Origin of the sequence: Blautia sp. MCC270, assembly GCF_018785605.1 — a bacterium.
Lineage (GTDB): Bacteria > Bacillota > Clostridia > Lachnospirales > Lachnospiraceae > Blautia_A > Blautia_A fusiformis.
This window is the reverse complement of sequence record NZ_WQQD01000029.1, coordinates 1-26,023: the sequence shown is the minus strand read 5'-3', so window position 1 is coordinate 26,023 and position 26,023 is coordinate 1. Positions and strand designations below refer to the sequence as shown.

The 26,023-nt window shown below is 44.4% G+C and carries 22 protein-coding genes, 2 pseudogenes, 1 riboswitch and 1 other annotated feature; of the genes and pseudogenes, 20 read left to right on the top strand and 4 right to left on the bottom strand.

Translation table 11 applies throughout. The features are described from left to right. Window positions 1–63: 63 nt before the first annotated feature. Window positions 64–354, top strand: a riboswitch (cobalamin riboswitch). 106 nt (window positions 355–460) lie between these two features. The 16 genes and pseudogenes from GPK58_RS09315 (at window position 461) to GPK58_RS09235 (ending at window position 16,626) form a co-directional block, all read left to right on the top strand. Further along, window positions 461–1,555: an ABC transporter substrate-binding protein gene (locus GPK58_RS09315; protein ID WP_015526076.1), complete on the top strand. Its 1,095-nt coding sequence runs from the start codon at window positions 461–463 to the stop codon at window positions 1,553–1,555. Between the two features lie 14 nt (window positions 1,556–1,569). Then, complete coding sequence (locus tag GPK58_RS09310; RefSeq protein ID WP_227574163.1) at window positions 1,570–2,655, top strand: FecCD family ABC transporter permease; 1,086 nt, start codon at window positions 1,570–1,572, stop codon at window positions 2,653–2,655. Next, a complete protein-coding gene (locus tag GPK58_RS09305) occupies window positions 2,655–3,410 on the top strand; it encodes an ABC transporter ATP-binding protein (protein ID WP_021651662.1) in 756 nt (251 codons plus the stop codon). Before GPK58_RS09310 ends, GPK58_RS09305 begins: the two co-directional genes overlap by 1 nt. A 36-nt stretch (window positions 3,411–3,446) precedes the next feature. Then, on the top strand, window positions 3,447–3,800 hold the full coding sequence (locus tag GPK58_RS09300) for a CGGC domain-containing protein (RefSeq protein ID WP_044961569.1): 354 nt from the start codon (window positions 3,447–3,449) through the stop codon (window positions 3,798–3,800). A 219-nt stretch (window positions 3,801–4,019) separates the two neighbouring features. Then, window positions 4,020–4,250: a hypothetical protein gene (locus GPK58_RS09295; RefSeq protein ID WP_015526073.1), complete on the top strand. Its 231-nt coding sequence runs from the start codon at window positions 4,020–4,022 to the stop codon at window positions 4,248–4,250. 210 nt (window positions 4,251–4,460) lie between these two features. Next, complete coding sequence (rlmD, locus tag GPK58_RS09290; RefSeq protein WP_215638552.1) at window positions 4,461–6,041, top strand: 23S rRNA (uracil(1939)-C(5))-methyltransferase RlmD; 1,581 nt, start codon at window positions 4,461–4,463, stop codon at window positions 6,039–6,041. Between the two features lie 147 nt (window positions 6,042–6,188). Next, window positions 6,189–7,361 carry an ROK family protein gene (locus GPK58_RS09280; protein ID WP_330606101.1) on the top strand — a complete coding sequence of 391 codons (1,173 nt, stop codon included), beginning with the start codon at window positions 6,189–6,191 and terminating at the stop codon, window positions 7,359–7,361. Window positions 7,362–7,787: 426 nt separating this feature from the next. Beyond that, window positions 7,788–8,816, top strand: a complete 1,029-nt coding sequence (locus GPK58_RS09275; protein ID WP_044962122.1) for a zinc-dependent alcohol dehydrogenase — start codon at window positions 7,788–7,790, stop codon at window positions 8,814–8,816. Window positions 8,817–8,825: 9 nt separating this feature from the next. After that, on the top strand, window positions 8,826–9,218 hold the full coding sequence (locus GPK58_RS09270) for a VOC family protein (protein WP_008369413.1): 393 nt from the start codon (window positions 8,826–8,828) through the stop codon (window positions 9,216–9,218). An 18-nt stretch (window positions 9,219–9,236) separates the two neighbouring features. After that, window positions 9,237–10,601 (top strand): MFS transporter, encoded by a 1,365-nt coding sequence (locus GPK58_RS09265; RefSeq protein ID WP_015526067.1) that lies wholly within the window; start codon window positions 9,237–9,239, stop codon window positions 10,599–10,601. An 84-nt stretch (window positions 10,602–10,685) separates the two neighbouring features. After that, window positions 10,686–10,958 (top strand): annotated as a pseudogene (locus tag GPK58_RS09260) (carbohydrate kinase family protein). A 4-nt stretch (window positions 10,959–10,962) separates the two neighbouring features. After that, window positions 10,963–11,544: a carbohydrate ABC transporter permease gene (locus GPK58_RS09255; RefSeq protein ID WP_215638551.1), complete on the top strand. Its 582-nt coding sequence runs from the start codon at window positions 10,963–10,965 to the stop codon at window positions 11,542–11,544. Window positions 11,545–11,811: 267 nt separating this feature from the next. Then, the gene (locus tag GPK58_RS09250) at window positions 11,812–12,477 is read left to right on the top strand and encodes a carbohydrate ABC transporter permease (RefSeq protein ID WP_215638550.1); all 666 of its coding nucleotides are present in this window, start codon (window positions 11,812–11,814) and stop codon (window positions 12,475–12,477) included. A 31-nt stretch (window positions 12,478–12,508) separates the two neighbouring features. Continuing rightward, window positions 12,509–14,824, top strand: a complete 2,316-nt coding sequence (locus tag GPK58_RS09245; RefSeq protein WP_118608124.1) for an alpha-L-rhamnosidase-related protein — start codon at window positions 12,509–12,511, stop codon at window positions 14,822–14,824. Then, the gene (locus GPK58_RS09240) at window positions 14,821–16,164 is read left to right on the top strand and encodes a glycoside hydrolase family 30 protein (RefSeq protein WP_118608123.1); all 1,344 of its coding nucleotides are present in this window, start codon (window positions 14,821–14,823) and stop codon (window positions 16,162–16,164) included. Before GPK58_RS09245 ends, GPK58_RS09240 begins: the two co-directional genes overlap by 4 nt. A gap of 99 nt (window positions 16,165–16,263) precedes the next feature. Next, window positions 16,264–16,626, top strand: a complete 363-nt coding sequence (locus tag GPK58_RS09235; RefSeq protein WP_215638569.1) for a hypothetical protein — start codon at window positions 16,264–16,266, stop codon at window positions 16,624–16,626. On the opposite strand, the gene ilvN is transcribed toward GPK58_RS09235, so the two are convergent. From ilvN to GPK58_RS09220, 3 genes are all read right to left on the bottom strand, one after another. Beyond that, window positions 16,607–17,116, bottom strand: coding sequence for an acetolactate synthase small subunit (ilvN, locus tag GPK58_RS09230; RefSeq protein WP_015526065.1), 510 nt, complete (start codon window positions 17,114–17,116; stop codon window positions 16,607–16,609). The genes GPK58_RS09235 and ilvN overlap by 20 nt on opposite strands. A 12-nt stretch (window positions 17,117–17,128) precedes the next feature. After that, window positions 17,129–18,847 carry a biosynthetic-type acetolactate synthase large subunit gene (ilvB, locus tag GPK58_RS09225; protein WP_215638549.1) on the bottom strand — a complete coding sequence of 573 codons (1,719 nt, stop codon included), beginning with the start codon at window positions 18,845–18,847 and terminating at the stop codon, window positions 17,129–17,131. 100 nt (window positions 18,848–18,947) lie between these two features. Further along, window positions 18,948–19,189: a binding site (T-box leader), on the bottom strand. A gap of 183 nt (window positions 19,190–19,372) precedes the next feature. Beyond that, window positions 19,373–20,659, bottom strand: a complete 1,287-nt coding sequence (locus tag GPK58_RS09220; RefSeq protein ID WP_215638567.1) for an HlyC/CorC family transporter — start codon at window positions 20,657–20,659, stop codon at window positions 19,373–19,375. A gap of 122 nt (window positions 20,660–20,781) precedes the next feature. Between GPK58_RS09220 and GPK58_RS09215 the strand changes: the two are divergent. From GPK58_RS09215 to GPK58_RS09200, 4 genes and pseudogenes are all read left to right on the top strand, one after another. Then, window positions 20,782–21,312: pseudogene (locus GPK58_RS09215) on the top strand (FtsX-like permease family protein); the annotation flags it as partial. Between the two features lie 265 nt (window positions 21,313–21,577). Further along, a complete protein-coding gene (locus tag GPK58_RS09210) occupies window positions 21,578–21,955 on the top strand; it encodes a diacylglycerol kinase family protein (RefSeq protein ID WP_021652500.1) in 378 nt (125 codons plus the stop codon). Window positions 21,956–22,050: 95 nt separating this feature from the next. Then, complete coding sequence (locus GPK58_RS09205; protein WP_180211336.1) at window positions 22,051–22,476, top strand: hypothetical protein; 426 nt, start codon at window positions 22,051–22,053, stop codon at window positions 22,474–22,476. 69 nt (window positions 22,477–22,545) lie between these two features. Further along, window positions 22,546–24,144, top strand: a complete 1,599-nt coding sequence (locus tag GPK58_RS09200; RefSeq protein WP_044962114.1) for an ABC1 kinase family protein — start codon at window positions 22,546–22,548, stop codon at window positions 24,142–24,144. A gap of 143 nt (window positions 24,145–24,287) precedes the next feature. Here GPK58_RS09200 and GPK58_RS09195 read toward each other — a convergent pair whose 3' ends face one another. Continuing rightward, on the bottom strand, window positions 24,288–25,106 hold the full coding sequence (locus tag GPK58_RS09195; RefSeq protein WP_215638548.1) for an AraC family transcriptional regulator: 819 nt from the start codon (window positions 25,104–25,106) through the stop codon (window positions 24,288–24,290). Between the last annotated feature and the right edge of the window lie 917 nt (window positions 25,107–26,023).

Sequence of the window (26,023 nt, the reverse complement as noted above, 5' to 3'; positions counted from 1 at the left end):
GTAAAAATCCGGCCTCAAGGTTGTAATTGGAAAACCGGTATGTTAGAATCAGTATCAGCGTAATTGAATTGCTGTGAAGTGAACAGTATCACCGGCACATATGCTGCCGGATACTGTGAGGAGGGAATCGGGTAAAAAGCCTGAGCGGTTGCGGCCACTGTATACAGAAGAAGGGATTTCACATGCCATTGCAGAAACTCATGTGAGAAGGCGAAATCCCGATGTCAGAGAGATTCTGGAGAAAATTCTGATACATCATTCATGATTGGCTAAAAGATGAATGGTGTATCAGTTTTTATTTTGCGGAGTTTTTTCTGAGTCTGTAAGTCAGGAAACCTGCTTGACAGTATGTAAGTGGGAGCTTCCGTACAAAGTGTTCCGTGCAGATTTTATGAAGCCCCATCTTTTCGGTTACCCATAGGCAACAGGAGATAAAACAGGCGAAAAGAGAGGAAATGAAATGAAAAACAAGTATGTATCCACAAGAATCATGGCAATGGTAATGGCAGCGGCAATGACCGTATCAGCAGCTCCGGCTGTTTATGCCGCAGAGAGAGCAGACTCCGAGACCATCAAGGAAGACAACCAGCCGGCAGCAGAAGACAGTACAGAGTCTGCAGACATCGAAGATTCTTCCGCAGAGGCAACCAAGACAGAATATCCTCTGACCATCACAACCTATGATTACGATGGAAACGAAATCGAAACCACTTATGAAAAAGCACCGGAAAAAGTCCTTGCTGTATATCAGGGAAGCATTGAGACTATGCTCGCACTTGGTCTGGAAGACCACCTGGTAGCTACCGCAGGTCTTGATAATGAAGTTCCGGAAGATCTCAAAGAAGCATTCTCAAAAACAAATTATCTTGACGAATTTACCCCATCCCTTGAAACTGTAACAATGCTGGAGCCGGACATGATCTTATCCTGGAGCTCTCTTTTCTCTGATAAGAATCTGGGAAATGTAACAGACTGGATCGACAAAGGCTGCAACACCTACTACAACACCAATACTCGTCCGGACGGCGACAGAACACTGGAAAATGAATTCACAGATATCTTAAATATCGGAAAGATCTTCGATGTACAGGACAAAGCACAGGCTATCGTTGATGATGCAAAAGCAGTGATCGACAAAACTCTTACTGCAACTGCAGATGTAAAAGACAAACCAAGCGTAATGGTATTGGAGCCTCTTGGAGATGACATCACAAACTATGGCGTAAAGAGCCTTGGCGGAGATATGGTAACACAGTTAGGCGCAACTCTTGCAAACCCGGATGCTTCCACCGTTGGAAAAGAGGATATCATCGCAGCCAACCCTGACGTGATCTTTGTGGTTTACATGCCATATGCAGGAGATGATCCGGAAACTGTTAAGAACAGCCAGCTTGCAGTGATCCAGGATGATGAGTCCCTGAAGAGCCTTGACGCAGTAAAGAACGGACGTGTTTACCCGATCATGCTCAGTGAGATGTATGCAAGTGCAACACGTACCCAGGACGGAATCGAAACTTTTGCAAAGGGATTATATCCGGACGTAAATCTTGACTGATCGGAGAAAATGCAGTGAAAGAAACAGCTTCACAGAGAAAAAAAGATAAGGTGCTCAGAACATCCATGTATGTGGCAGTTCTCATCGGACTTGCAGGATTCCTTATTTTTTCCATACTTGCAGCCATCACTTTTGGAAATGCGGATCTGTCACTGAAGGATGTATACAGCGTTATCGCTTATAAATTGTTTCATATAAAAAGTCTGTCCGCCTATGCGGAAGGCGCAGTTCATGATGTTGTGTGGCTGATCCGGCTGCCTAGAGTCCTTCTGGCTCTGGCAGTTGGAATGGCTCTTTCCGTGTGCGGCGTGGTGATGCAGGCTATCGTGCAGAACCCGCTGGCAGACCCGTATGTGCTGGGTATCTCATCTGGTGCATCTCTGGGTGCCACACTGGCCATCATGCTTGGAATCGGAAGCTTTCTTGGTGGAAACTCTGTGGGAATCACAGCTTTCATTGGCGCGATGATCACTTCTTTTGCGGTGATCGCCATTGCAAACATGGGTGGAAAGGCAACTTCCGCAAAACTGATCCTTGCGGGAATGGCGGTCAGCGCAGTCTGTTCTGCTTTTTCCAATTTTGTCATTTATATTACCAATGACAAAAATGCGGCAACAGAAGTTATGAAGTGGAGCATGGGAAGTCTTGCCGGAGCAAGCTGGACCAGAGTGGGTGTAATGCTTCCGGTCACGCTGGTGTGCGTGGCTGTTTTCTGGACGCAGTACCGGAACCTGAATCTGATGCTTCTGGGAGATGACGTATCCATTACCCTTGGAACAGATCTGCACAGACTGCGGACTTTTTATCTGATCGTTGCTTCTGTTATGATCGGATTTGCCGTGTACTGTGCCGGTGTGATCGGATTTGTGGGACTGGTGATCCCTCATGTGGTCCGGATCCTTTTTGGAACAGATCACAGAAAACTGCTCCCCTTAAGTGCGCTTCTTGGTGCATCGTTTCTGATCTGGTGCGATGTGGCATGTCGTGTGATCCTTAAAAATTCCGAGATGCCCATCGGTGTGCTGGTATCCATTATCGGTGCTCCCTGCTTTATTTATCTGCTTGTGCGGAAATCCTATGGATTCGGAGGTGCCCGGTAATGAAGATCACCACAGAAAATATTCAGGTTGGCTTTCACGCCAGACAGATCTTGAAGGGAATCTCCATGGAATCCCAGGATAAGGAACTGGTAGGAATCATCGGACCAAACGGAAGCGGAAAATCCACTTTGCTGAAATGCATTTACCGTATTCTGAAACCAGACGCAGGAGCCGTGTATCTGGACGGCGAGGAGCTTCATTCCATGAGTGTTCGAAGCTCTGCGAAAAAAATGGCCGTGGTGGCACAGCACAATTATTATAATTTTGATTTTACGGTCCGCGAGGTGGTTCTTATGGGGCGTGCGCCTCATAAAAAGACTCTGGAACGGGACAATGCAAAAGATTACCAGATCGTGGATGAAGCGCTGAAAACCGTACAGATGGAGGCGTTTGCAGACCGTACCTTTTCCACTCTTTCCGGAGGAGAGCAGCAGAGGGTGATCCTGGCAAGAGCACTTGCCCAGCAGACCTCTGCACTGATTCTGGATGAGCCTACCAATCATCTGGACATTACCCACCAGATCATGCTGATGGAGCTGGTGAAAAAACTTAATGTAACCGTGATCTCCGCTATTCACGATCTGAATATTGCAGCAGCATACTGTGATAAGATCTATGTACTGAAGGACGGAGTTCTGGAAGGTTACGGAACGCCGGAAGAAGTCCTGACCCCGGAGCTGATCCGCAGGATCTATAAAGTAGAAGCGGAGATCGTTTACGACAGCCGCGGAAAGATGCATATTTTGTTTTTATGATTCTGGCTGTGAGGCGGGATGCATAGAGGGAAAAAGATGAAAAAGATCGGGATTTTGACATGCCTTAATTCCAATGATGTGTGTACCAGGGCAGGATGTCTGTCTGCATTTCGGGAAAGAAGAGATTTTTTTTCCGGCTATCCGGAAGATACGATTCTGGCAGCTGTGATGACATGCAACGGATGCAAAGAAACCAATGCAAAAGAACCTGCTGAAGATGAGGGGATTTTGGAAAAGGCAGATCGGCTGGTCAGTGAAAAGATCAGCGTCATCCATGTCGGGGTATGCCGTCTGAATGAGGAAAAAAAGGAATGTCCGCGGATAACACAGATCTGCGGTCTGATAGAAGAACGCGGGATCAAAGTGATTCGAGGAACCCATAAAGAATAAGAGAAAACCGCCGTATCTTTCCGGAAATGCCGGAAATACGGCGATTTTTTTATAGAATGTTTCTGCGAAAATTTGTGTAAGTTCTGGTAAAACCAGACATATGGTGGTATAATAAGAACATTAAAAAAAGGCTCGGGTGCAGCGACCTCAAAAAACGCTGCGCTGCAGATTTACTGACAGAAAGTACAGCCGAACAGAAAGAAAGGATGGTGCAGTGTTATGAATTTAAATACAACAAAACTTGAAGAACTGCTCGCAACACTGAAGAAAAAAGAAGAAGAGAAAGATAAGAACACAGTCCTTTGGGTACTGGCGATCATCGGTGCTGTTGCAGCTGTTGCCGGTATTGCGTTTGCAGTATACCGTTTCTTCGCTCCGGATTATCTGGAAGATTTTGAAGAAGATTTTGATGATGACTTCGATGATTATTTCGAGGATGAGGAAGAGTAAGAACTTTCACTGCAGAGGCTGTTTTGAGCAGATCAGAATGGCTGTCTGTTATGTATGAATATGAGAAGCGGATAATTGAAGCCCCGGCGCGATACCGGGGCTTGATTTTTGAAGACGGACCGTGAAACGCTGGCGTTCATGAGCAGACAGTAAAGAGGATCCTGAATGTTCGAATTATTGTCTGCTGGTTATAAAACAGAAAGAGGATTTATGAAAAAAGGTGAAATTTACGAAGGTATTATAGAAAAAGTGGAATTTCCAAACAAAGGTTTTGTTTGGGTTGATGACCAGAAAGTAATTGTAAAAAACGGAATCCCGGGACAGAAAGTCCGGTTTATGATCAATAAGAAACGTTCCGGCCGGGCGGAAGGACGTCTTCTGGAGGTCCTGGAGAAATCTCCCCTGGAAACAAGAGAACCTGCCTGTCAGGAGTTTCCGGCATGCGGCGGCTGCATGTACCAGACCATGAGCTATGAGGCGCAGAAGGAGATGAAGGAGCGCCAGGTGAGAGAACTTCTGGATGGGGCAGTAAAAGAAAGTCTGGCTAAGATCGGGAAGAACGGTGATGGGACGGAAGAAGCTGAGGCTGCAGATCATTTATATCACTGGGATGGGATTTATGGCAGTCCTATTGAGTTTGGGTACCGCAATAAGATGGAGTTTTCCTTTGGGGATGAGTATAAGGATGGGCCGCTGTCCCTTGGACTTCACAAGAAGGGAAGCACTTACGATATCCTGAATACGGATGACTGTAAGCTTGTCCATCCGGATATGACGAAGATCCTGGTCTGCGTGCGGGAGTTTTTCCTGGAGCGTAATGCTAGCTTCTATAAAAAGCTGCAGCATGTGGGGTATCTTCGACATCTTCTTCTTCGAAGAGGCGTCACAAGTGGTGAGATCCTGGTCCATGTGGTAACCACCACCCAGGAAGAATATGATCTGGAGCCTCTGAAAGATCAGCTTCTTGCACTTCCGCTGGAAGGGAAGATCGTGGGGATCATGCACATTTTAAATGATTCTTTATCCGACGTGGTACAGAGCGACGAGACGAAGATCCTTTATGGAAAGGATTATTTCTATGAAGAACTCCTTGGACTGAAATTTAAGATCAGCACCTTTTCCTTTTTCCAGCCAAATTCCCTGGCTGCAGAGATCCTGTATTCCAAGGTGCGGGAATATGTAGGAGATACCAGGGATAAGGTAGTGTTTGATCTTTACAGCGGAACTGGCACCATTGCCCAGCTTGCGGCGTCCGTTGCCAGCGAGGTGATCGGTGTGGAGATCGTGGAAGACGCGGTAAAAGCCGCCAGAGAAAACGCTGCACTTAACGGCATTGATAACTGCCGTTTTATTGCCGGGGATGTGCTGAAGGTTCTGGACGAGGTGCCGGAGAAACCGGATATGATCATCCTTGATCCGCCCAGAGATGGCGTTCACCCCAAAGCCCTTCCAAAGATCCTGGCTTACGGCGTAGACCAGATCGTATACATTTCCTGCAAGGTTACAAGTCTTGTGAGAGACCTCCCGGCATTTTATGAGGCAGGATATGAGATGACCCACGCCTGTGCAGTGGATCAGTTCTGCCAGGGCGTTCATGTTGAGACGATTGTTCTTTTGTCCCAACATCGAGACAAGAGTACTCGTCTCGATGAACGCGGCAGTCGGCAAATCGAGATGCAAGCATCTCGGCTTGCCTCGTTGCTCGCGCAAAAACCAGATGACACGATAGAGAGCGACTTAGACTTAGATGAGTTGGATGCAACCAGTGCTGAGTTGAAGGCTCGTGATTAGATGGAATGGGTCAGATTGGTAAATGGTATTCGTAATATGGCAGAAGAGATTGTGTTAAAAGAATTGGTGTTCTAAAGCGTGGAAGGCTCCTTCGGGAGCTTTTTGCTGTTTATAAGATAAATTTTGTCGGAGATTTATTATAAAACATTGCTTTACAAGAAGAATAAAAAAGCATATAATTCTTTTATAATATATTTAATAAAAGAGGGTAAGAAAACGGAAAATAAAGATAAAAAAAATATAACAAGAAAAAGAATAATTAATTATGTGCTGAACAATCATATTACATCCAAGGCGGGAATCGCAAAAGATTTAAATTTGAGTATGCCGACTGTGTTAGCAAATGTGAATGACTTGTTAGAAAAAATGGTGTTGGAAGAAACTGGGGAATATGCTTCGACCGGTGGACGAAAGGCAAAAAGTATAGGGATTAATAAGTCATACTGTCATGCAATGGGAATTTTGATTACAGCGAATCATATAGAAATGGTATTAGTAAATCTTGGAGATGAGATTATAAAAAAAGATCGCATCCGTTTAAAATTTACGGCAGAATTATCCTATTGTACAGAAGTGGCACAAAAGGTCAAAACTTTTCTTGAAGGCGAATTAGCGAAGGATACGCTACTTGGGATTGGAGTGGCGATTCCGGGAATTATTGATCAGAAAGAACGGATCGTTTTAAAATCCCATGCTTTAGGTATAGAGAATTATAGTCTGCGCTTTTTAGAGCAGGCTTTGGAAATTCCAGTATATTTTGAAAACGATGCTAATGCTGCAATGCTTGCAGAAAAAAAGCAAAAGTATCCAAATGCGATATATCTGTCTTTGAACCACACCTTAGGAGGCGCATTCTGCATAGATGGAAAGCTGTTTCGAGGGCAGAACCAGAAAGCAGGTGAGTTTGGTCACATGATACTCGTTCCCGGTGGAAGAAAGTGTTATTGTGGTAAAGCAGGATGTGCAGATGCATATTGTGCTGCAAGTGTACTGACACAAGATAACAGGCAGTCACTGGATGCATTTATGGAAAAAATTGAAAGTGGTGATGAAAAAATTTTGCAGACATGGAATGAGTATCTGGATCATCTTGCTGTTTTGATATCAAATCTGCGGATGGCATATGATATGGATATCATACTAGGAGGTGATGTGGGAGGTGTATTGTCAGATTATATGATACCACTGGGAGAAAAAGTGATGGCATATAATGGCTTTGAGCATGATGTTTCATACTTAAAAAATTGTTCGTATAAGAAAGAAGCGTCGGCTGTTGGAGCCGCGAAATACTTTTTTACAAAACATATGGCAGAATTGTAAATTTTTTGAACGCAGATAAGCAGTCCACCGCATCTGGTGCGCAGGGCATCAAGCGTTGGGTAAGGGGATGTTCACTCTGTTGGAGTTAAAAGCTCCCACTGACAGGTTGCAAAGTGAATGCAGATGTCCGCTTTATATGTGTGAAAAACGAGAAGTTGTGTAAAATTAGAAAAAGATATTATAGTAAAAAACGGAAAGAAAACAGTAACTATGGTTTTCTTTCCGTTTTTTTGCGTGTTAATTGTAAAAAATATACAAAAAATGTATTTTGAAATTATGAAATATATAAAAATATGAAAAAACATATTGACAAATTGTGTTTACAGGGCAATAATGTAATTACTTTAATAAAATAATTTATAAAAGATAAAATAAAACAATATAAATAAGGAAGAAACAATTATGATAAAAAAGGAGAAAACAGTTATGTTACAGCAGGTAATGACAAATCCAGGAGAAATTATTTTCAGAGAGGTTCCGGTTCCGGAGGTAAAGGAAAATCAGGTGTTGGTAAAGATTATGAATATTGGTGTTTGTGGATCAGATATTCATGTTTATCATGGAAAACATCCGTTTACAAAATATCCGGTAACACAGGGACATGAGGTTTCCGGTGAGATTACAGAACTTGGAAAAAATGTCACAGAGTTTCATGTGGGACAGAAGGTGACGATAGAGCCTCAGGTATATTGTGGACATTGCTATCCATGTCGTCATGGAAAGTATAATCTCTGTGAGGAATTAAAAGTAATGGGATTTCAGACGACAGGAACAGCATCTGAGTATTTTGCAGTGGATGCATCTAAAGTAACACCTATTCCAGAAGATATGTCCTATGAAGAAGGAGCTATGATCGAACCTCTTGCTGTGGCAGTCCATGGTGTAAAACAGATGGGCGATGTGGCTGGCATGAATATTGCAGTCCTTGGAGCAGGACCGATTGGAAATCTCGTGGCACAGGCAGCAAAAGGAATGGGGGCAGCGAAAGTGATGATCACAGATATCAGTGATCTTAGACTGGCAAAGGCAAAAGAATGTGGAATTGATGTGTGTGTGAATACCCAAAATAAAGACTTCGGTGAGGCAATGATCGAAGCATTTGGACCGGATAAGGCAGATGTGATCTACGACTGTGCCGGAAACAATATCACAATGGGACAGGCAATTAAATATGCAAGAAAAGGAAGCACGATCGTACTGGTGGCTGTTTTTGCAGGAATGGCAGAAGTAGATCTTGCAGTGGCAAATGACCACGAACTTGACATTAAGAGCACGATGATGTACCGCCATGATGATTACATAGATGGAATCAGACTGGTAAATGAGGGTAAAGTTCATTTGAAACCGCTCATCTCAAAGACATTTGCTTTTAAAGATTATCTGAAGGCATACCAGTATATTGATGATAACCGCGAGACAACGATGAAAGTAATTATCAACGTCAGTGAAAAGTAAGGAGTTCGTATGGAAAATAAATATGGAATTGTCGGAGTTGCCCATGTCGGGCTTCCGACAAACGATTTGCAGAAAACAGTTGAGTTTTATAAGAGTCTTGGATTTGAAGTAATTATGCAGTCTTATAATGAAAAAGCAGGGGAAAAAGTGGCATTTTTACAGATAAAAAATTACTGTATAGAGACTTTTGAAAATGGGCAGGCGGCAATGTCAGACGGTGCGTACCAACATGTTGCACTTGATGTGGAAGACATTGAAAGTATGTATCAGAAAATCTGCAATGAAAAATACACAATTATTACAGACGGAATCGAAGAACTGCCATTTTGGGAAAATGGTGTGAAGTTTTTTATGATCAAGGGACCAAATGAGGAAAGAATAGAGTTCTGTCAGAAACTCTGATAAAAATAGGAGGGACATATGGGAAGCGAAAACAAAAATGGAAAAGTACCGCTGATCAGTAAGATTGCATATGGGTTTGGTGATGTCGGATGTAATTTTAGCTGGATGTTCGTCAGTAATTTTCTGATGATATTTTATACAGACGTGTTCGGAATCAGTATGGCGGCTGTGTCAGCACTTATGCTTTTTTCAAGATTTTGGGATGCGATCAATGATCCAATCGTCGGGGGACTTACGGATAAAACAAAATCGAGATGGGGACGGTACCGTCCATGGCTGTTAGTAGCGGCACCAATTACAGCGATTCTTCTTGTTATGACATTCTGGGCAAGACCCGACTGGCCGCAGAATGGAAAGATCATTTATATGGTAATTACATATTGTCTGCTGGTTTTGGGGTATACCTGTGTGAATATTCCATATGGAACCTTGTGTGGTGCTATGACACAGGATATTGATGAACGTGCAAAAATAAATACATCCCGTTCGGTTGCAGCGATGATTGCAATTGGTGTGTTAAATATTATCACAGTTCCACTGCTCAGCAAATTCGGCAGTCACAGTGCAAAGACAGGATATCTGACGGTGGCGGTCATATATGGATGTATTTTTACAGCCTGTCATTTCTTCTGCTTTGCGAAGACGAAAGAGGCAGTGATTACTCCGGAAAAAGAAAAAATTTCTGTAAAGATACAGTTGAAAGCAGTTATGCAGAACAGACCATATCTTCTTGCATTGGCAGGACAGATATTATTTGGATTTACATTGTATGGTAGAAACGCAGATATTCTGTATTATTTTACATATGTGGAAGGGAATGCCTCCTACTACACAACTTATTCGATGTGCATTATTATTCCTTCTATCATCGGGGCAGCCTGTTTTCAACCATTATTCCGCAAGTTGAATAACAAAGGAAGAACAGCATCTCTCTTTGCTTTATTTACAGGAATTTCCATGTTGTTTATGTTTTTCTTCAATGCCAAAGAATCACCAGCTATTTTTTATGCATTATCTGGTCTCACACAGTTTTTCTTCTCTGGATTTAATACCGCAATCTATGCAATTATTCCAGACTGTGTGGAATATGGGGAGTGGAAAACCGGACTTAGAAATGACGGTTTTCAGTATGCATTTATTTCACTTGGAAATAAAATCGGAATGGCAGTTGGAACAGCACTTTTAGCAGGATTACTTGGAAAATATGGTTATATTGCAAATCAGACACAAAATGCAATTGTACTTTCAATTATGAAACATGCATTTACGACGATTCCGGGTGTACTGTGGATTGTGACTGCGGTTGTATTATTTTTCTACCGGTTAAATAAAAAACGTTATAACGAGATTGTGGAGGAACTGAAAAATGGAAGAAAAAGTTGATATCGTGGCATTGGGAGAGTTGCTTCCTATGATCCAAATTATCGCTCATCTCTTTGGAAGAGCAAAGAGTATGCAGTGAAAAAAATGAGATCTGTCATAGAATTGGTAGATGTTATGAAGGTATCAGATGAAGAGAGTACTCTGTTGACAGAGGCGAAAAGTTATGAGCAGGCTACAGATCAACTCCTTGCCATGGGACCAAAGCTGGTTGCCATTACATTGTGAGAACAAAGCGTTCTTATGGCAACAAAAAGCAGAAAAGAAATCATCAAAGCATTTCAGACACATGCGGTCGACACGACTGGGGCAGGTGATTCATTCTGGGGAGGCGTAGATTCCAGCATGGAAGTATATTAAGTTTATGGTATTCTTACCATACGTTATCAGCTCCACGATCGTTGGATTTTTTGCAACACTGATATTTGACCCGAACCTGGGATTCCTGAATAACATTCTTGCAAAAATGGGAATGAGTGCGGGAGCATGGTTTGGAGACACCCACTGGGCATTTAAACTGTTGATGCTTATGGTACTCTGGCAAGGTTCTGGATCTGGTATTATGATCTTTTATTCAAACTTTATGGATATTTCTCAGGATGTTATGGAAGCGTGCCGTGTGGACGGCTGCAAAGAGTGGCAGAGATTCCTCTATGTACTTCTGCCGCTGTCTCTGCCATCCTGTGCATCGATTATTACCATGAGTACCATCTGGGCACTGGCAGTGTTTGACTTTCCGTTTATTTTGGGAGGAACCAACGGAGGTGTAAGTGGATGTTTGGATTTTGCAAATACAGTATTCTACCGATATACCTTTGGAAGTGGACTGAATGGAAAATCAGACCTGGGATTTGGTGCGGCAATCTGTATTGTGATGTTCCTGATCATGCTGATTGTAACCTTTATACAGAACAAAGTACTTTCGAAATTTGAGTATGACAATTAAGGAGGAAAATATAATGGCAAAAAAGCAAAAGCACAGGAAGTTTCCTCCAGCTCAGGAGTGCTTTCTACTAGCGGAAAAATAATACGCTATATAGTCAGCCTGATTCTGATCTTATTTACATTTTTTACAATTTTTGTAATTGGAGTAACGGTAATAGATTCTCTCAAAAGTCAGACGGATTTTGTTACAAACTTTATCGGGCTGCCGAAGAAAATTTCTTTTTCCAGCTATGCGGCAGTGTTCAACAATGATTTTCTCAGATATTTTATGAACAGTATGATTTTGACGGTATGTGGAACTGCAGGCTGTATCCTTCTTTCCTCTATGGCCGCTTACGGCATTGCCAGATATGAGTTTAAAGGAAAGAGACTTCTGTCCAGTTATTTTATGATTGGTATGATGGTTCCTGTTCAGGTAAGTATTCTGCCGCTGTTTCTGATCCTGAGAAAGATTGGGCTGCTGAACAACCTTCTGGGAATGATACTGATATATATTTCCGGAATTTCAATGTCCTGTCTGATCTTTCAGAAGTTTTTCCGGACAATTCCGACGGCAATCGAAGAGTCTGCAAGACTGGACGGCTGTCATGACCTGGTAGTATTTTTCAAAATCATTCTTCCAATCTGCAAACCGGTCATGTTTACTATGGCCTTAATAACTGCAATCGGACAGTGGAATGATTTCTATATGCCAATGGTATTGTTGGGAGACAAAAAAGTAACAACTCTGACTCTTGCGATTTACAGATATATCGGTCAGTTTACACGATATATGAGTGAATCCATGGTAGCAGTAGTAATTACGTTGATTCCAATTATTATATTTCCTGTTCTCTTCACAGATTGTAGAAGGACTGACAGGTGGAGCTGTAAAAGGCTGATAATGAAAATGGGCAGTGCAGAATGGGCATTGCCCATTTACTTTAACTGGTAAATATAGTTTAAGAAACAGGAGAACAAGAACTATGGCGGAGACAAAAACAAACTGGATCTGGATGAGAAACTGGACAGCAGAGGATAAAGAAGAAGCGGCACTTGTTCTGTTTCGAAAAGAAATTGATATCCAGAGGATGCCACAGAAGGGAATTATTCAGGTTTCAGCAGATTCAAGATATAAATTATATGTGAATGGACAACTGGCAGAAATCGGACCATGCAAAGGAGACAGACAGATCTGGTTTGCAGACAAGGTAAATCTGATGCCTTATCTGAAAAAAGGAAAAAACGTGCTGGCTGTTCGTGTGTTGAGATATCCAACGGTTCAGAATAAGGGCTGCTTCGGAATTTACCGGACGGAATTCCCGGGATTTTTTGCAGAAGGAAAAATTCTGGATGATGAAGGAAAAGAGTACAGTCTGGATGCCAGAGACGGATGGAAAGTAAGAAAAGATGAAAACTTTCACATTGTATCGGAGTCGGAACTGTTTGCACCACTTCAGATCCTGGAAAATACCAGGGGTGCACTCTGGCAGGCAGGATGGATGAATCCGGGATATGATACAGAAGGCTGGGAAGCACCTTACAGATATTCAGATATGAATCAGGCAGTTAGTCCGGGAAATCTGCAAAAAAGACCCATACCGTTTCTGTTTCGAAAAGAAAGCAGGTTTGGAGACGTTGTACAGACGCAGGATAAAATTATCTCAAAAGAAGAATGGCAGAAATTTCTGAACGGTGAACAGAGTATTCTGATTCCGCCGAATGCAAAAGTGTCAGTTGAAATCAGTGCAGGTGTAGAGAGAACCGCATATCTGCATCTGGCATTAGAACAGGGTGCAAAGGCGCAGATTTCTATTCTTCAGTCAGAAGGATATGTACTTGGAGGAGAACGAGGTGATCTGAAAGTTCCTGTAAAGGGAAACCGAGAAGATTACAAAGCAGGATTTCTTGCAGGATTTACAGACCACTATATATGTGCCGGATTCGGAACAAAAGAAAGTCCGGAAGTTTATGAACCATTCTGGTTTCGGACATTTCGTTTTATACGGTTTGAAATGAAAACTTATGAAGAACCACTGGTATTAAGAAACTTTACTTACACGGAAACAGGATATTCTTTGAACGTTCAGACAAAAGCAGATGCATCGGATGAACGCTTCAAAAAAATCTGGGAGATCAGTGAAAGGACATTACGCTGCTGTATGCATGAAACTTATGAAGACTGCCCGTTTTATGAACAGCTGCAGTATGCTATGGATATAAGAGCACAGATTCTGTATACTTATGCAATTTCTGCTGATGACCGACTTGCCAGAAAATGTATGGAAGATTTCAGAAGGTCACAGAGGTATGATGGTTTGTTAAACTGTGCTGCACCAAGGTACGATGCCAGTGTAATACCGGGATTTTCTATTTACTATATCCTGATGCTGTATGACCATATGATGTACTTTGGAGATAAGGAATTACTGGAGAACCATATGCCGACGGTGGAAGGGATTCTGCAGTTCTTCCATCGAAACAGGAATTCAAAAGGATATGTGGAAAAAATTGGAGGACTTAATGGAAAGGCACGCTTCTGGTCTTTTATTGACTGGGCTGTGGAGTGGGAAAATACAACTGGAATACCACCTGCAGTACTGAAAGGACCTGTAACGATGGAGAGTCTTCTGTACATTCTGGGACTTCAGAAAGCTGCGAAGATAGCGGAGTATCTGGACCGAAAAGAACAAAGTGCACTTTTGATGCAAAGAGCAGAACAGGTGCAGGAGGCGGTGAGAACATTCTGCACAGGAAAAGATGGAATGTTACAGGATGGACCGGGAATTGAGGAGTACAGCCAGCACACACAGGTGTTTGCTGTTCTGACAGACACGGTTGCAGGTGAGCAGGCGAAAGAGAATCTCAGAAAGACAATTCTTTATAAGGAAAAATATTCACAGTGTTCTGTTGCTATGGTATACTATTTATTTAGAGCACTGGAAAAAACAGGAATGTATGAATTGACAGAATCTTACTGGAATATCTGGCAGAGGATGATTGATAAGTATACAACAACTTGCGTAGAAGATGAAGTACAGGAACGAAGTGAATGCCATGCGTGGGGTGCACTGATCCTGTATGAACTTCCATCGGTGATTCTTGGAATTCGCCCGTCAGCACCGGGATATGAAAAGATGGAAGTAAAACCGGTGCCTGGATATCTGAAATCAGCCAGAGGACAGGTGATCACTCCGAAAGGAATGGTTAATGTAGAATGGTACAGAGAGAATAAAGAAATTCATATAAAGCTGGAAACGTCCGAAGGAAAAGTAGAAAAAGAGATGGAGGTACAGGAATGAAACTGAAATATTATGCAAAATCACCTGTGTTTGGCAGAGAGAGAAATTTTGAGCAGACGATTGAAATGACTGAAGATATTCGTGGTATTGAGAGTCAGGTAGTGAATATTTATCCAGAGCTGAGCTATGAAACGTTTGAGGGATTTGGAGGTGCAGTCACAGAAGCAGCAGGATATATCTATTCGCTGATGAATGATGAACAGAAAAAGAAAGTAATAGAAACGTATTTCTCTCCGGAAAAAATGAACTATCGTCTGGTACGTGTGCACATGGACAGTTGTGATTTTTCGCTTGGTCTTTATGAAGCAATGTCAAATTCGGAGGATACGGAACTGAAAAGTTTCTCTTTTGAGCGGACAGAAAAATATATTCTTCCAATGCTTGAAGATGCGAAGAAAACAGCAGGAGAAAATCTGAAACTGATGCTGACTCCATGGTCACCGCCTGCTTTTATGAAAACAAATGGGAAACGTACAGGAGGCGGAAAACTGAAACCAGAATACCGGAAACTCTGGGCTGAATATATTTGCCGGTATATAAGGGAATTCCAGAACAGAGGATTTGAGGTGCAGCGCATTTCTATTCAGAATGAACCAAAGGCAGTACAGACATGGGATTCTTGTCTGTTTACTGCAGAAGAAGAAAAGAGTTTCCTTCGGGATTTCCTTTATCCGACAATGAAATCTCATGGATTTGAGAACATAGAAGTGTTTATCTGGGATCATAATAAAGAGAGAATTTATGAGAGGGTCAGAGATACTGTGGATGAAGAGACCAGAGAAATGGTAAGCGGAGCTGCTTTTCACTGGTACAGCGGAGATCACTTTGAGGGTCTGGAACTGGTACGTCGCCTGTATCCGGAACTGAAGCTTATCATGTCAGAGAGCTGCCTGGAATATAGTATTTTCGATGAGAAAAATATCGAAAGTGTAACAAATAAATTATGCCATGAAATTATCGGAGATCTGAATCATGGAATGTGTGCTTTCTATGACTGGAATCTTCTGCTGGACGAAAAGGGTGGACCGAACCATGTAGGAAATTACTGTCATGCTCCGTTTTTATACGACGTTGAAAAGAAGAAACTGCTTCCGCAGAAAACACAGGAACAGTATGAGATGTTTTCACATTTTATCTGTCCGGGATCAGTACGTGTTCAGACTACAAAATTTACAGAACAGATAGACACAGTGGCATATCGAACTCCAGATGGCAGAATTGTCCTGATTCTGCTGAACAAAGGAAAAGAACTGGAGGCTGTGAATATACGACTTGGAAAAATGGTGGGAAGTTTACTTCTTCCGGCAGGAATACTGGCAGCGTGTGAGATAGAAATGTAAGAAAATACTTTGAAACATGTGGAAATGGGTGCTAACATAAGAGTACCCGGGACTTCTGGTGTTTCAGGGTATGTTTATTTTGGAAAAGGACGTAATATTATGAACATAGGGCTTCTTCTGAAGCAGGACAGTCACCTTGCTATTGCGGGCTCAGTCAAAGCAAGAGGAGGTATTTATGAAGTACTGAAGCATACAGAAGATATTTTCCTGGAACCAAGTGCATGTGCAGCTTTCCAGGGACCGATCAGGCTGAATCAGGAAGAAACCGTAAAAGAATACCTGAAAGCCCAGGGACTTGTTGAAAAAAATGGAAAATGCCATACATATTGCACGGGCAACAGGTGGAAGTCTTGTGCCGGAAGAAATCCCTCCGCAGCAGCTGGCGCTGTTTGCGGAAGAGATCATCTTCCCGTTGTTTCTATATCGTGGTATTATTCAGCTTTTATCTCTCCATCATACTGATAGACTCAATTCCGACACTTCCGCCGCGGACAACTTCGATATGCTTGAACTCTTCTTTGATAAGCTTGATGACCGCGTCATTTTTGGTTGCGGTCTGGACGAATTCCAGAAGGAGGCTGTCTTTTCCATAGTCGATGACACGTGCCTTGAAAGTCTCAGCAATCTGGAAAAGTTCTACTTTATCTTCCGGGGAGCAGCCCTTTACCTTGATGTAAAGGATCTCCTTCATTCGAACGAACACGTCTGTAAAATCAATAACCTTGATCACCTCGATCATACGGTTCAGCTGTTTTTTGATCTGCTCAAAGGTTTCATCATCGCTGACTGTGGCGATGGTCATTCTGGAAACTGTTGGGTCCTCCGTGGTTCCAACTGTAAGACTGTCCAGGTTATAGGACTTTCCGGAGAAAAGACCGGAAATCTTGGAAAGAACACCGACCTGGTTTTCAACGTAGAGAGAGATCCATCTTTTTTTCATTCCTTTATCCATCATTCATTCCTCCTAACAATCCATGATCAGATCAGCCAGGGTGCCGCCCGGCTTGACCATCGGGTAAACCATTTCCTCCGGATCAATGATAAATTCGATGATCGTAGGAGTTTTTGTATTCTTCTTAGCCTCTTCGAAAGCAGCCGCAATCTGATCCTTCTCAGTTACGCGGATACCCTTTGCCCCATAGCTCTCTGCGAGACGGATGAAATCCGGTGTGTATTCCGGATATTCCTGACCGCCTGTGCGGCGGGAGAGCGCACCGGCCTTCAGATTTGTCATGGCGTAACGTTTTCCGTAGAAAAGCTTCTGCCACTGGCGGACCATTCCGAGATATTCATTATTAAAGATACAGCAGATGATCGGAAGCTCCTCCAGAACTGCGGTAGCCAGCTCCTGAATGTTCATTTGCATGCCGCCGTCACCGGAAACGGAGATGACCGGTGTATCCGGATTACCGATCTTGGCACCGATAGCACCTGGAAGGCCGTAACCCATGGTTCCAAGTCCGCCGGACATGATCAGCTGACGGTTCTCGGTGATGTCTGCATACTGGCTCACCAGCATCTGATGCTGACCTACATCGGTAACAAGAATGGCCTTGTCAAACTGGCGGTTGATCTCGCCGATGATATCCAGCGGTCCCATAATACCACGGTCTTTCATGGTAAGAGGATGCTCTTCCTTCCATTCCTGGATCTGCTTCAGCCATTTGCCGGTATTACAGTCCTGGACATATTCATTCATTTTTGTTATTGCCTCTTTTGCATCGGCAACGATGGGGATGTCTACATGGATATTTCTGGAAATGGAAGCGGTGTCAATATCGATGTGGACGATCTGTGCATGTGGGGCAAATTCATGGAGCTTGCCTGTGATACGGTCGTTAAAACGGGTTCCGATGGAAAACAGAAGATCGCATTCATTCACGGCCATATTTGCGGCATAAGCGCCGTGCATACCGAGATTTCCGATAAACAGAGGGTTCTTTGTGGAAATGGCGCCACGTCCCATAACGGTTGTGACAACCGGGATCTGAGTTTTCTCAACAACCTGGGTGAAAATCTCCTGCGCGCGGGAAATGATCACACCGCCGCCAGCAAGAAACAGAGGTTTTTTGGCCTTCTGCAGCATTTTGAGGGCACGCTTCAGCTGTCCGATATGCACGCTGGTGTTAGGCTTGTAGCCGCGGATATTGACGGTCTTTGGATACTCAGCACTTCCCAGCTCGGCCATTACATCCTTTGGAAGGTCGATGAGAACCGGGCCTGGGCGTCCGGTGCGTGCGATATAGAAGGCTTCCTTGATGATACGTCCAAGATCCTCACGGTTGCGGACGGTAACACCGTATTTTGTGATGCTTCTGGTGATTCCGACAATATCAACCTCCTGGAACGCATCGTTTCCGATGAGGTGACGGGCAACCTGTCCGGTAAAGCATACAAGCGGAACGCTGTCATAGTTGGCAGTTGCAAGGCCTGTAACAAGGTTGGTAGCTCCGGGACCGCTGGTAACGAGACATACGCCAACCTTTCCGGTAGTTCTGGCATAGGCATCTGCTTCGTGTACAAGGGCCTGCTCGTGACGTGGCAGGATGATGTCAATGCCGCTCTGTTTATATAATTCATCGCTGATATCGATGGTGCAGGCACCAGGATAGCCGAACAGAACATCAACGCCTTCTTCTTTTAAGGCTTTTACAAGCAATTTGTTTCCGGAAATCTGTTTCATGAATTGGTTCCCTCCTTTGATGATGTGAAAAGTTAAGCAGATAAGGGCTGCCGCGAGAAATTTTTCCAATAAAAAAGTCCCGGCATATCGGATAAAATATGCTCAGGACGGATGATTCCGCGGTACCACCTGTTTTCAGAGGTAAAACTCTGCTCTCTGCCAGTACAAAATTATACTGCCTCCCTGTAACGTGGGAATGACGATGAAGCCTACTGCATGAAGATCCATGGTTCAGTCCACTGCTCGAGGGCTACTTCCACAGTTCAGTCACGAAGATTCTCACCGGCCATCTTCTCTCTGTGCATCCGGAGACTGTGTACTACTCCCTGTCATTGCATTTAGTAAATATGAATAAAAATTTTCTATCATTATAATATAAAATATCGGAACTGTCAATCAAAAATCCTGATGGCTCAACGGGTGAGCCGGGGATTACGATAACAGTTCCGATATGGATGATATTAAGTATTAAATATTTTTTCGGTACATCAGCTGTTTATTGTTACGGAGCTGGAGTCTGCTTGCTCAGGATTCGGTATTATTCCGTGTTTCAGGATCTTTTTCCGGAAGGTAGACATGCACTTTCTCGATACGGTTTTTATCCAGCTTTTCTACGATCAGACGGATTCCGTCCTCTGTGATCACTTCGTCACCGGCAACAGGCAGACGATCCAGATGTTCGATGATAAATCCACCCAGGGAATCATAATCCTCGGAATCCAGTTCCGTATCCAGATGATCATTTACGTCATCCAGATGCATGGAACCTTCGATGATATATTCCCGGTCGGAAATCTTCTGGACAAGCTCGTCCTCCTTCTCATCGTATTCGTCATGGATCTCACCCACGATCTCCTCCAGGATATCCTCCAGTGTGATCAGTCCGGCCATATCACCGTATTCATCCAGTACAATGGCAATGTTGAAGGTGGAGTCCTTCATTTCCACAAGAAGATCGGAAATGCTTTTTGTTTCGTAAGTGAAATGCGGCTTCCGGAGGAAATGATCGATAACAAATTCCTCATTTTTGTCGTAAAGAAGAAGATCCTTCATGTTGATGATTCCCACAATGTTGTTCTGGCTGTCCTTATAAACCGGCAGACGCGTGAACTTATCCTCGCGGAAAATATCGATCAGCTCATCATAGGTGGATTCCACATCCGCAAAGGTAACATGTACTCTTGGAACCATGATATCCTTGGCTGTGGCATCTCCAAGATCAAACACATTGTAGATCATTTCTTTTTCGTCGGATTCAATGACACCGTCCTCATGGCTGACGTCCACGATAGTACGAAGCTCCTCCTCGGTCATGGCCTTGCTGGCTGCATCCGGATCCACACGCATCAGGCGCATCACACCTCTTGAAAAGAGATTGATGATGAAGATCACCGGTGTCATGATAGTCATAAGAAATTTAAAGACCGGGATATAGCGGAGGGTGATCTTTTCAGAGTTAATGGTTGCGTAGTTCTTGGGGGTAATTTCACCGAAGATCAGGATCAGAACCGTCAGGATCACCGTCACGATGCTGACCATATATCCGCCAAAGCTGTATGCAAGTGTGGTTGCAAGGGAAGAAGCTGAAATGTTCACAATGTTGTTTCCGATGAGAATCGCACTGAGAAGCTTGGGCGTTTGGTTCTCCAGGATATCGAGAGCCATGGCTGCACGCTTGTTTCCCTCGTCTGCAAGAGAGCGGAGACGGATCTTGTTTACCGACATCAGCGCGGTTTCGTTAGATGAGAAAAAGGCTGACAATGCCAGCAGAATAAGTAATATGATTATCTGGTAAGTGTCGCTGGGGTCCACTTTCAATATTCACTCCTTTAAAAATAAGATTATTTGGTTAAAAATATACAGATACTCCCACATTATATACGTTTTACTGGATTTTGGCAAGAGCCGGACCGGTACAGCGCATATAGATATTTGGAGATGATTATTTTGGAGGATATTTCTCTGATACAGAGATCCGGGACATCCCTTCAAAATATATCGGCTCTGTTATTGATCTGGAAGCTCTTACAAAAATATCCAGGCAGCTGGATGTTTCCATGGGAGATATGATGGGAATGATGTATGGATTTTCCGTGATCATTTTCCTGGTGGTGATCTATCTGCTTTCCAAGGTCATCATCGAAAAAAATGCCCAGTCGATTTCCATGACCAAGATCCTGGGCTATACAAATGGTGAGATCAGCCGTTTGTATATACTTTCCACATCACTTGTGGTGGTGTTCTGCCTGCTGTTAAGCCTTCCGGTTGAACGGCAGATCATGGAAGTGCTGTTCCGCGAGATGATGCTTTCCAGTATTTCGGGATGGATCACCATGTGGGTGGATCCCATGATCTATGTGAAAATGACAGCGATCGGAATCGCAGCCTATGCAGTGGTAGCAGTGCTGGAATTCCGGAGGATCCGTCATGTGCCCATGGATGAAGCACTGAAAAATGTGGAATAATATGTGACATCTGTATATATATCCGGAAAAATAATTCAGGATATCCGAAAATTTTACAGAATATGCAACAGGATCAGGAGTATGTGTGGTTTAACTGAATGCGGATGCTTTTATCTGCTTGAACAGTTGTCTGTGAATAACCACATATACTCCTTAAATATTCATAAATTTTCCGGAATACTGGAAATATTACTACAAACTTGTTATAATAATCCCATACTTCCCGTTGGAGGGAATAATTCAAACAGGAAATCAGGTGAGGAACATGGCAGGCAGAAAGAAGGATCCGCTGTATAAAAGCTTCGGATATGCGTTTCAGGGGATTTTTACCTGCATCCGCAAGGAAAGAAATATGAAGATCCACTGTATGGTGGCAGCGCTTGTGGTGATCGCAGGACTGATCCTTGGGATTTCCGTGACAGAGTGGTGCATCTGCCTAGGGCTGTTCGGAATGGTGATGGCGCTTGAGCTGGTGAATACGGCAGTGGAAGCTGTTGTGGATCTGGTCACAGAGGAACGTCACCCATTGGCAAAGATCGCCAAGGACACAGCGGCCGGAGCAGTACTGATCGCAGCGATCATGGCAGCGATCGTCGGACTGATCATTTTTGTTCCCAAGGGACTTGCTTTTCTGGGAATATGACAGGAACAGAAAACTTTTGTTTCAGGATAGGGTCTGGTGTCGGACTGTGGTGTGATGGTCCGGCAGCTGCCGGTTTCAGGAAAGGAGAAAATATTATGGAATTAGGTGAAGGACTGAAGAAAATTTTACTGGTGGGTATTGGTACAGCAGCAGTGACAGCAGAGAAATCCAAAGAAATCCTGGATGAACTGGTAAAAAAGGGTGAGCTTACGGTTGAACAGGGTAAGGTTCTTAATCAGGAGCTGAAGCATAACATCAAATCAACAGTTAAGACAGCTGCTGATTCTGTAAAGGAATCTGCAGCCAGAAAGAATGATCAGGAAGAACTGAAGGCAACGATTTCCAGGCTGACACCGGAGCAGCTGGCTGCTGTGAAGGCGCAGATCGAGCGCATGCAGGCCGAGGCTGCTGAGGAGAAAGCCGAGACAGCAGAAGAACCGGCAGAGGAAGCTGTACAGGAAGCTTCTGCGGAAACAGAAAATGCAGAAGATACCGGGAGCGAAGAACAGGCAGCAGAGTAACCGACTGCGGATCGCAAATATCCGCTTGACTAAACGACAACGCAGACGAAGCAGTAAATGGAGAAATTTATGGGCAGAGAAGAAAAGGAGAAAAAAGAGAAAGGCGGATATGGAGAGCGGCTGAGAGAGATTACAGCCGTTTTGAAAAAGCATGCCATTACCCGTGGTGTTTCTCCTGAGAAGCTCCGGCTCATACTGGAAGATCTGGGCCCAACTTATATTAAGTTGGGTCAGATCATGTCTCTTCGTTCCGATATTCTGCCGAAACGCTACTGTGACGAGCTGATGAAGCTCTGCTCAGAGGTACCGCCGATGCCTTTTTCCCAGGTAATCGAGGTACTGGAAGAGTCCATGGGCTGTCCGTGGCAGGCAGAATTTCAGTATATTGAGCAGAAACCTCTGGGAGCAGCATCGATTGCCCAGGTGCATCGGGCCACGCTGAAAACAGGTGAAGAGGTTGTGATCAAGGTTCAGCGAAAAGGAATCTATGAGACCATGGCCAGGGATATCGGCCTGATGCATAAAGCAGTGCGCCTGATGCCGCCGGTGAGCATTAAGGGCATGGTGGATCTGAACATGGTTTTAAGTGAACTGTGGACTGTGACTCAGGAGGAGATGAATTTCCTGACGGAAGCTGCAAATATGGCGGAATTTGCAAAAAAGAACAAAGATGTGGCTTTCGTTAAAGTACCGATTCTCTACCGTGAGTATATTTCGCCGCATATTCTTGTGATGGAATATATTGACGGTTTTGCTGTCAATGACAAGGCTGCGCTTCTGGCCAATGGTTATGATCTTAATGAGGTTGGAACGAAATATGTGGATAATTTCATCAAACAGGTGATGGAGGATGGCTTTTTCCATGCGGATCCACATCCGGGAAACGTGCGGATCCAGGATGGAAAGATTGTCTGGATCGATATGGGAATGATGGGACGGCTTACAGAGCACGATCGTCAGCTGATCGCAGAAGCTATTGAAGGGGTTGCCATGAACAACATCGGCAAGATCCAGGATGCAGTCCTGGCTCTTGGGGAGTTTAAAGGCAAACCGGATTCCAGCAAGCTTTATGAGGATATCCGCGGACTTATGGAGAAATATGGTACTGCGGATATGGGAAATATTGATGTGGCAGAGGTAATGGTGGACCTGATGGAGGTCATGAAAGAAAATAAGATCATGATGCCTCACGGACTGACCATGCTTGCGAGAGGACTGACTCATGTGGAGGGGGTTCTGGCTGAGATATGTCCGGACATCAATATGACACAGATTGCCGCAGCAAGGCTCAAGGAGCAGTTGTTCAGCAACGGGAACTGGAAGCGTGAGATAAAAAAAGAAGGAAAAAATCTTGCCTGGTCCCTGAAACGTGCAGTGGATATTCCTTCTCTGGCAGCAGATTTTCTTCAGGGCTGTATGAAAGGGCAGACAAAGATCAATCTGGATCTTCATGCCTCGGATGATCTGGCGTGGCTTTTGCGGCGGCTGGTGCGGAATATTGTGATGGGGCTGTGGGTGATGGCACTTCTGATCAGTTCCAGCATTATCTGTACTACGGATATGAAACCAAAGCTGTGGGGGATTCCGGCGTTGGGCGCCTTTGGTTATGTGTTTGCTTTTATTATTGTTTTGTATGTGTTTATCAAGCATTTCTTTTCCGGAAAATAAAAGACGGAGATCATTTGCAGAGTCTGCGGGATGGTTTCCGTCTTTTTTTGCTGTTATGGAATTGTTTCGGTCTGCTGTTATAACTGCGATTAGGAGCTATCATCTTCCGACCAGCTGGTAAAGGACGGAGTGCGGGTGTCTGGTCAGGTGTAGATGGTTCCGCTGTAGGCTTTGCGGAATTCCTTTGGGGTGTAGCCGGTTCCCTGGCGGAAGTAGTTGCAGAAGGAGGGAGCGTCCCGGAAGCCGCAGGAGAGAGCTGCTTCTGTGATGGTGCAGGAGGAGGAGCAGAGAAGCTGGGTTGCCATCTGGAGGCGGTGTTTCAGGAGATATTGTTTTGGGGAGGTGTTTTCATGTTCCATGAAGATTCGGTAAAGATAGGAACGGTCGATTCCTACGTAGTGTGCCACGTCTGAAATCTGGATGGGGTAGGCATAGTTGTTTCTAATGTATTCGGAGGCTTTCTGAAAGTACAGGTTTGAGATGTCGGTCCTGCTTTCGGAGGGCTTTTTTTGCATGTCGGATAATATCAGGAGGAGGTTTCCTGTGGAGGCAAGGTCGTTTCCATTGTTTTCGGAAAAGGTGTCAAGTAGGCTTTGCATGTGGGTGAGTAGGCTGTTTTGCCGGGAGGGTGTTTCCGGGGTGAAGATGGGGGTGTCGGAAAATACGGTTTGCTTCAGGATTTCTTTGCAGACGGAGCCGTCAAAGCCTGCCCAGGCATAGCTCCAGGGGTAGGAGGTGTCGGCGCGGTAGTAGATGGAGTCCATGGGGCGGATGAGAAAGGCGTCGCCTGCTTTCAGATGGTAGGTGTGGCCGCTGCACTGGTAGATGCCTTTGCCGTGGAAGATCACGTGGAGAAGGTAGTGTGGGCGCATGGCCGGGCCGAAGGAGTGGTTCGGGCCGCAGTCTTCCTGGCCGCAGAAGTAGACGGAGAGGGTGTGCTGTGGGTTGGGTTCTTTTTTCATTTGGTTGGGCCTCCTGTTTTTTGTTATGCAGCAAAAACTAAATGTAATTTTGGGTTACAAAATGGGGTGGATGTTGTATGAGATGATTATACAATATTGGGGTGGGGAGGGCAATGGAAAAGGGGGAAAGGGGGAAAGGGGACGCCCGTGAGGCGTGTGCTGTCTGTCACCGGGGCTTCGTCGGGGGCTGGCTTCTAAGGCGCCGGAATTCTGCTAAAACCGCTTCAAAAATTCTCGAACTCGCGTCTGAAGCCGCTCAGACAGCGAGAATTTTTGAAGCAACGCAGATTTCCGGCGCCTAAGAAGCAGCTCCCCTCCTGCAGAGTCCGGTGACAGACAGCACACGCCTCACGGGCTGGCTTTTCAGGGCGGAAGGGATAGAGTGGCGATGGCGGGAGGGATTACAGGTAAGGAGGGAGCAGATAGGAAAATGAGTAGACGGAGTGGGAATTTGGTTCAGAGTGGGAAGTGAGGTGGTTTCCCGGGAGTTGGATGGGTCATCAGCGCTGCGCTGGATGACTGGGACGAAAGGCTGAGTTTCCCTGTGGCCTGCCGGGGAAGAATGGGTCGAGGCGCTTCGCTGTCGACTTGGAGGTGAGTTGTTGTGGTAATGTATTGGCGCTGGGGCGAGATGTGATATTGATATTGTAGAATACATCGGCATCCTCATCGGCATAGCGCAGCATTATCAATACCGTAGAATACATCGGCATCCTCATCGGCATAGCGCAGCATCATCAATACCGTAGAATACATCGCCGTGCCAATACACTAACACATTCCCACAGCGTACGACAATATAGCGTGCCCGGAAAGGGGGAGCGCGAGGGGGAAAAACGGGCCAATGCCATTTAGATAGAACATTTTGTAGATGATTCTTTATGTTACATTCTGTAATGTTTTGATATTTGGAGTGC

Bases quoted from the DNA above. Each gene is read 5' to 3' on its own strand.
- ilvB (WP_215638549.1), bottom strand. From the start codon at position 18,847: ATGAAACAGATTTCCGGAAACAAATTGCTTGTAAAAGCCTTAAAAGAA.
- GPK58_RS09240 (WP_118608123.1), top strand. From the start codon at position 14,821: ATGAAACTGAAATATTATGCAAAATCACCTGTGTTTGGCAGAGAGAGA.
- GPK58_RS09265 (WP_015526067.1), top strand. From the start codon at position 9,237: ATGGGAAGCGAAAACAAAAATGGAAAAGTACCGCTGATCAGTAAGATT.
- GPK58_RS09270 (WP_008369413.1), top strand. From the start codon at position 8,826: ATGGAAAATAAATATGGAATTGTCGGAGTTGCCCATGTCGGGCTTCCG.
- ilvN (WP_015526065.1), bottom strand. From the start codon at position 17,116: ATGGATAAAGGAATGAAAAAAAGATGGATCTCTCTCTACGTTGAAAAC.
- rlmD (WP_215638552.1), top strand. From the start codon at position 4,461: ATGAAAAAAGGTGAAATTTACGAAGGTATTATAGAAAAAGTGGAATTT.
- GPK58_RS09295 (WP_015526073.1), top strand. From the start codon at position 4,020: ATGAATTTAAATACAACAAAACTTGAAGAACTGCTCGCAACACTGAAG.
- GPK58_RS09245 (WP_118608124.1), top strand. From the start codon at position 12,509: ATGGCGGAGACAAAAACAAACTGGATCTGGATGAGAAACTGGACAGCA.
- GPK58_RS09250 (WP_215638550.1), top strand. From the start codon at position 11,812: ATGAACAGTATGATTTTGACGGTATGTGGAACTGCAGGCTGTATCCTT.
- GPK58_RS09195 (WP_215638548.1), bottom strand. From the start codon at position 25,106: ATGAAAAAAGAACCCAACCCACAGCACACCCTCTCCGTCTACTTCTGC.
- GPK58_RS09255 (WP_215638551.1), top strand. From the start codon at position 10,963: ATGGTATTCTTACCATACGTTATCAGCTCCACGATCGTTGGATTTTTT.
- GPK58_RS09300 (WP_044961569.1), top strand. From the start codon at position 3,447: ATGAAAAAGATCGGGATTTTGACATGCCTTAATTCCAATGATGTGTGT.
- GPK58_RS09275 (WP_044962122.1), top strand. From the start codon at position 7,788: ATGTTACAGCAGGTAATGACAAATCCAGGAGAAATTATTTTCAGAGAG.
- GPK58_RS09205 (WP_180211336.1), top strand. From the start codon at position 22,051: ATGGAATTAGGTGAAGGACTGAAGAAAATTTTACTGGTGGGTATTGGT.
- GPK58_RS09315 (WP_015526076.1), top strand. From the start codon at position 461: ATGAAAAACAAGTATGTATCCACAAGAATCATGGCAATGGTAATGGCA.
- GPK58_RS09210 (WP_021652500.1), top strand. From the start codon at position 21,578: ATGGCAGGCAGAAAGAAGGATCCGCTGTATAAAAGCTTCGGATATGCG.
- GPK58_RS09235 (WP_215638569.1), top strand. From the start codon at position 16,264: ATGAACATAGGGCTTCTTCTGAAGCAGGACAGTCACCTTGCTATTGCG.
- GPK58_RS09305 (WP_021651662.1), top strand. From the start codon at position 2,655: ATGAAGATCACCACAGAAAATATTCAGGTTGGCTTTCACGCCAGACAG.
- GPK58_RS09200 (WP_044962114.1), top strand. From the start codon at position 22,546: ATGGGCAGAGAAGAAAAGGAGAAAAAAGAGAAAGGCGGATATGGAGAG.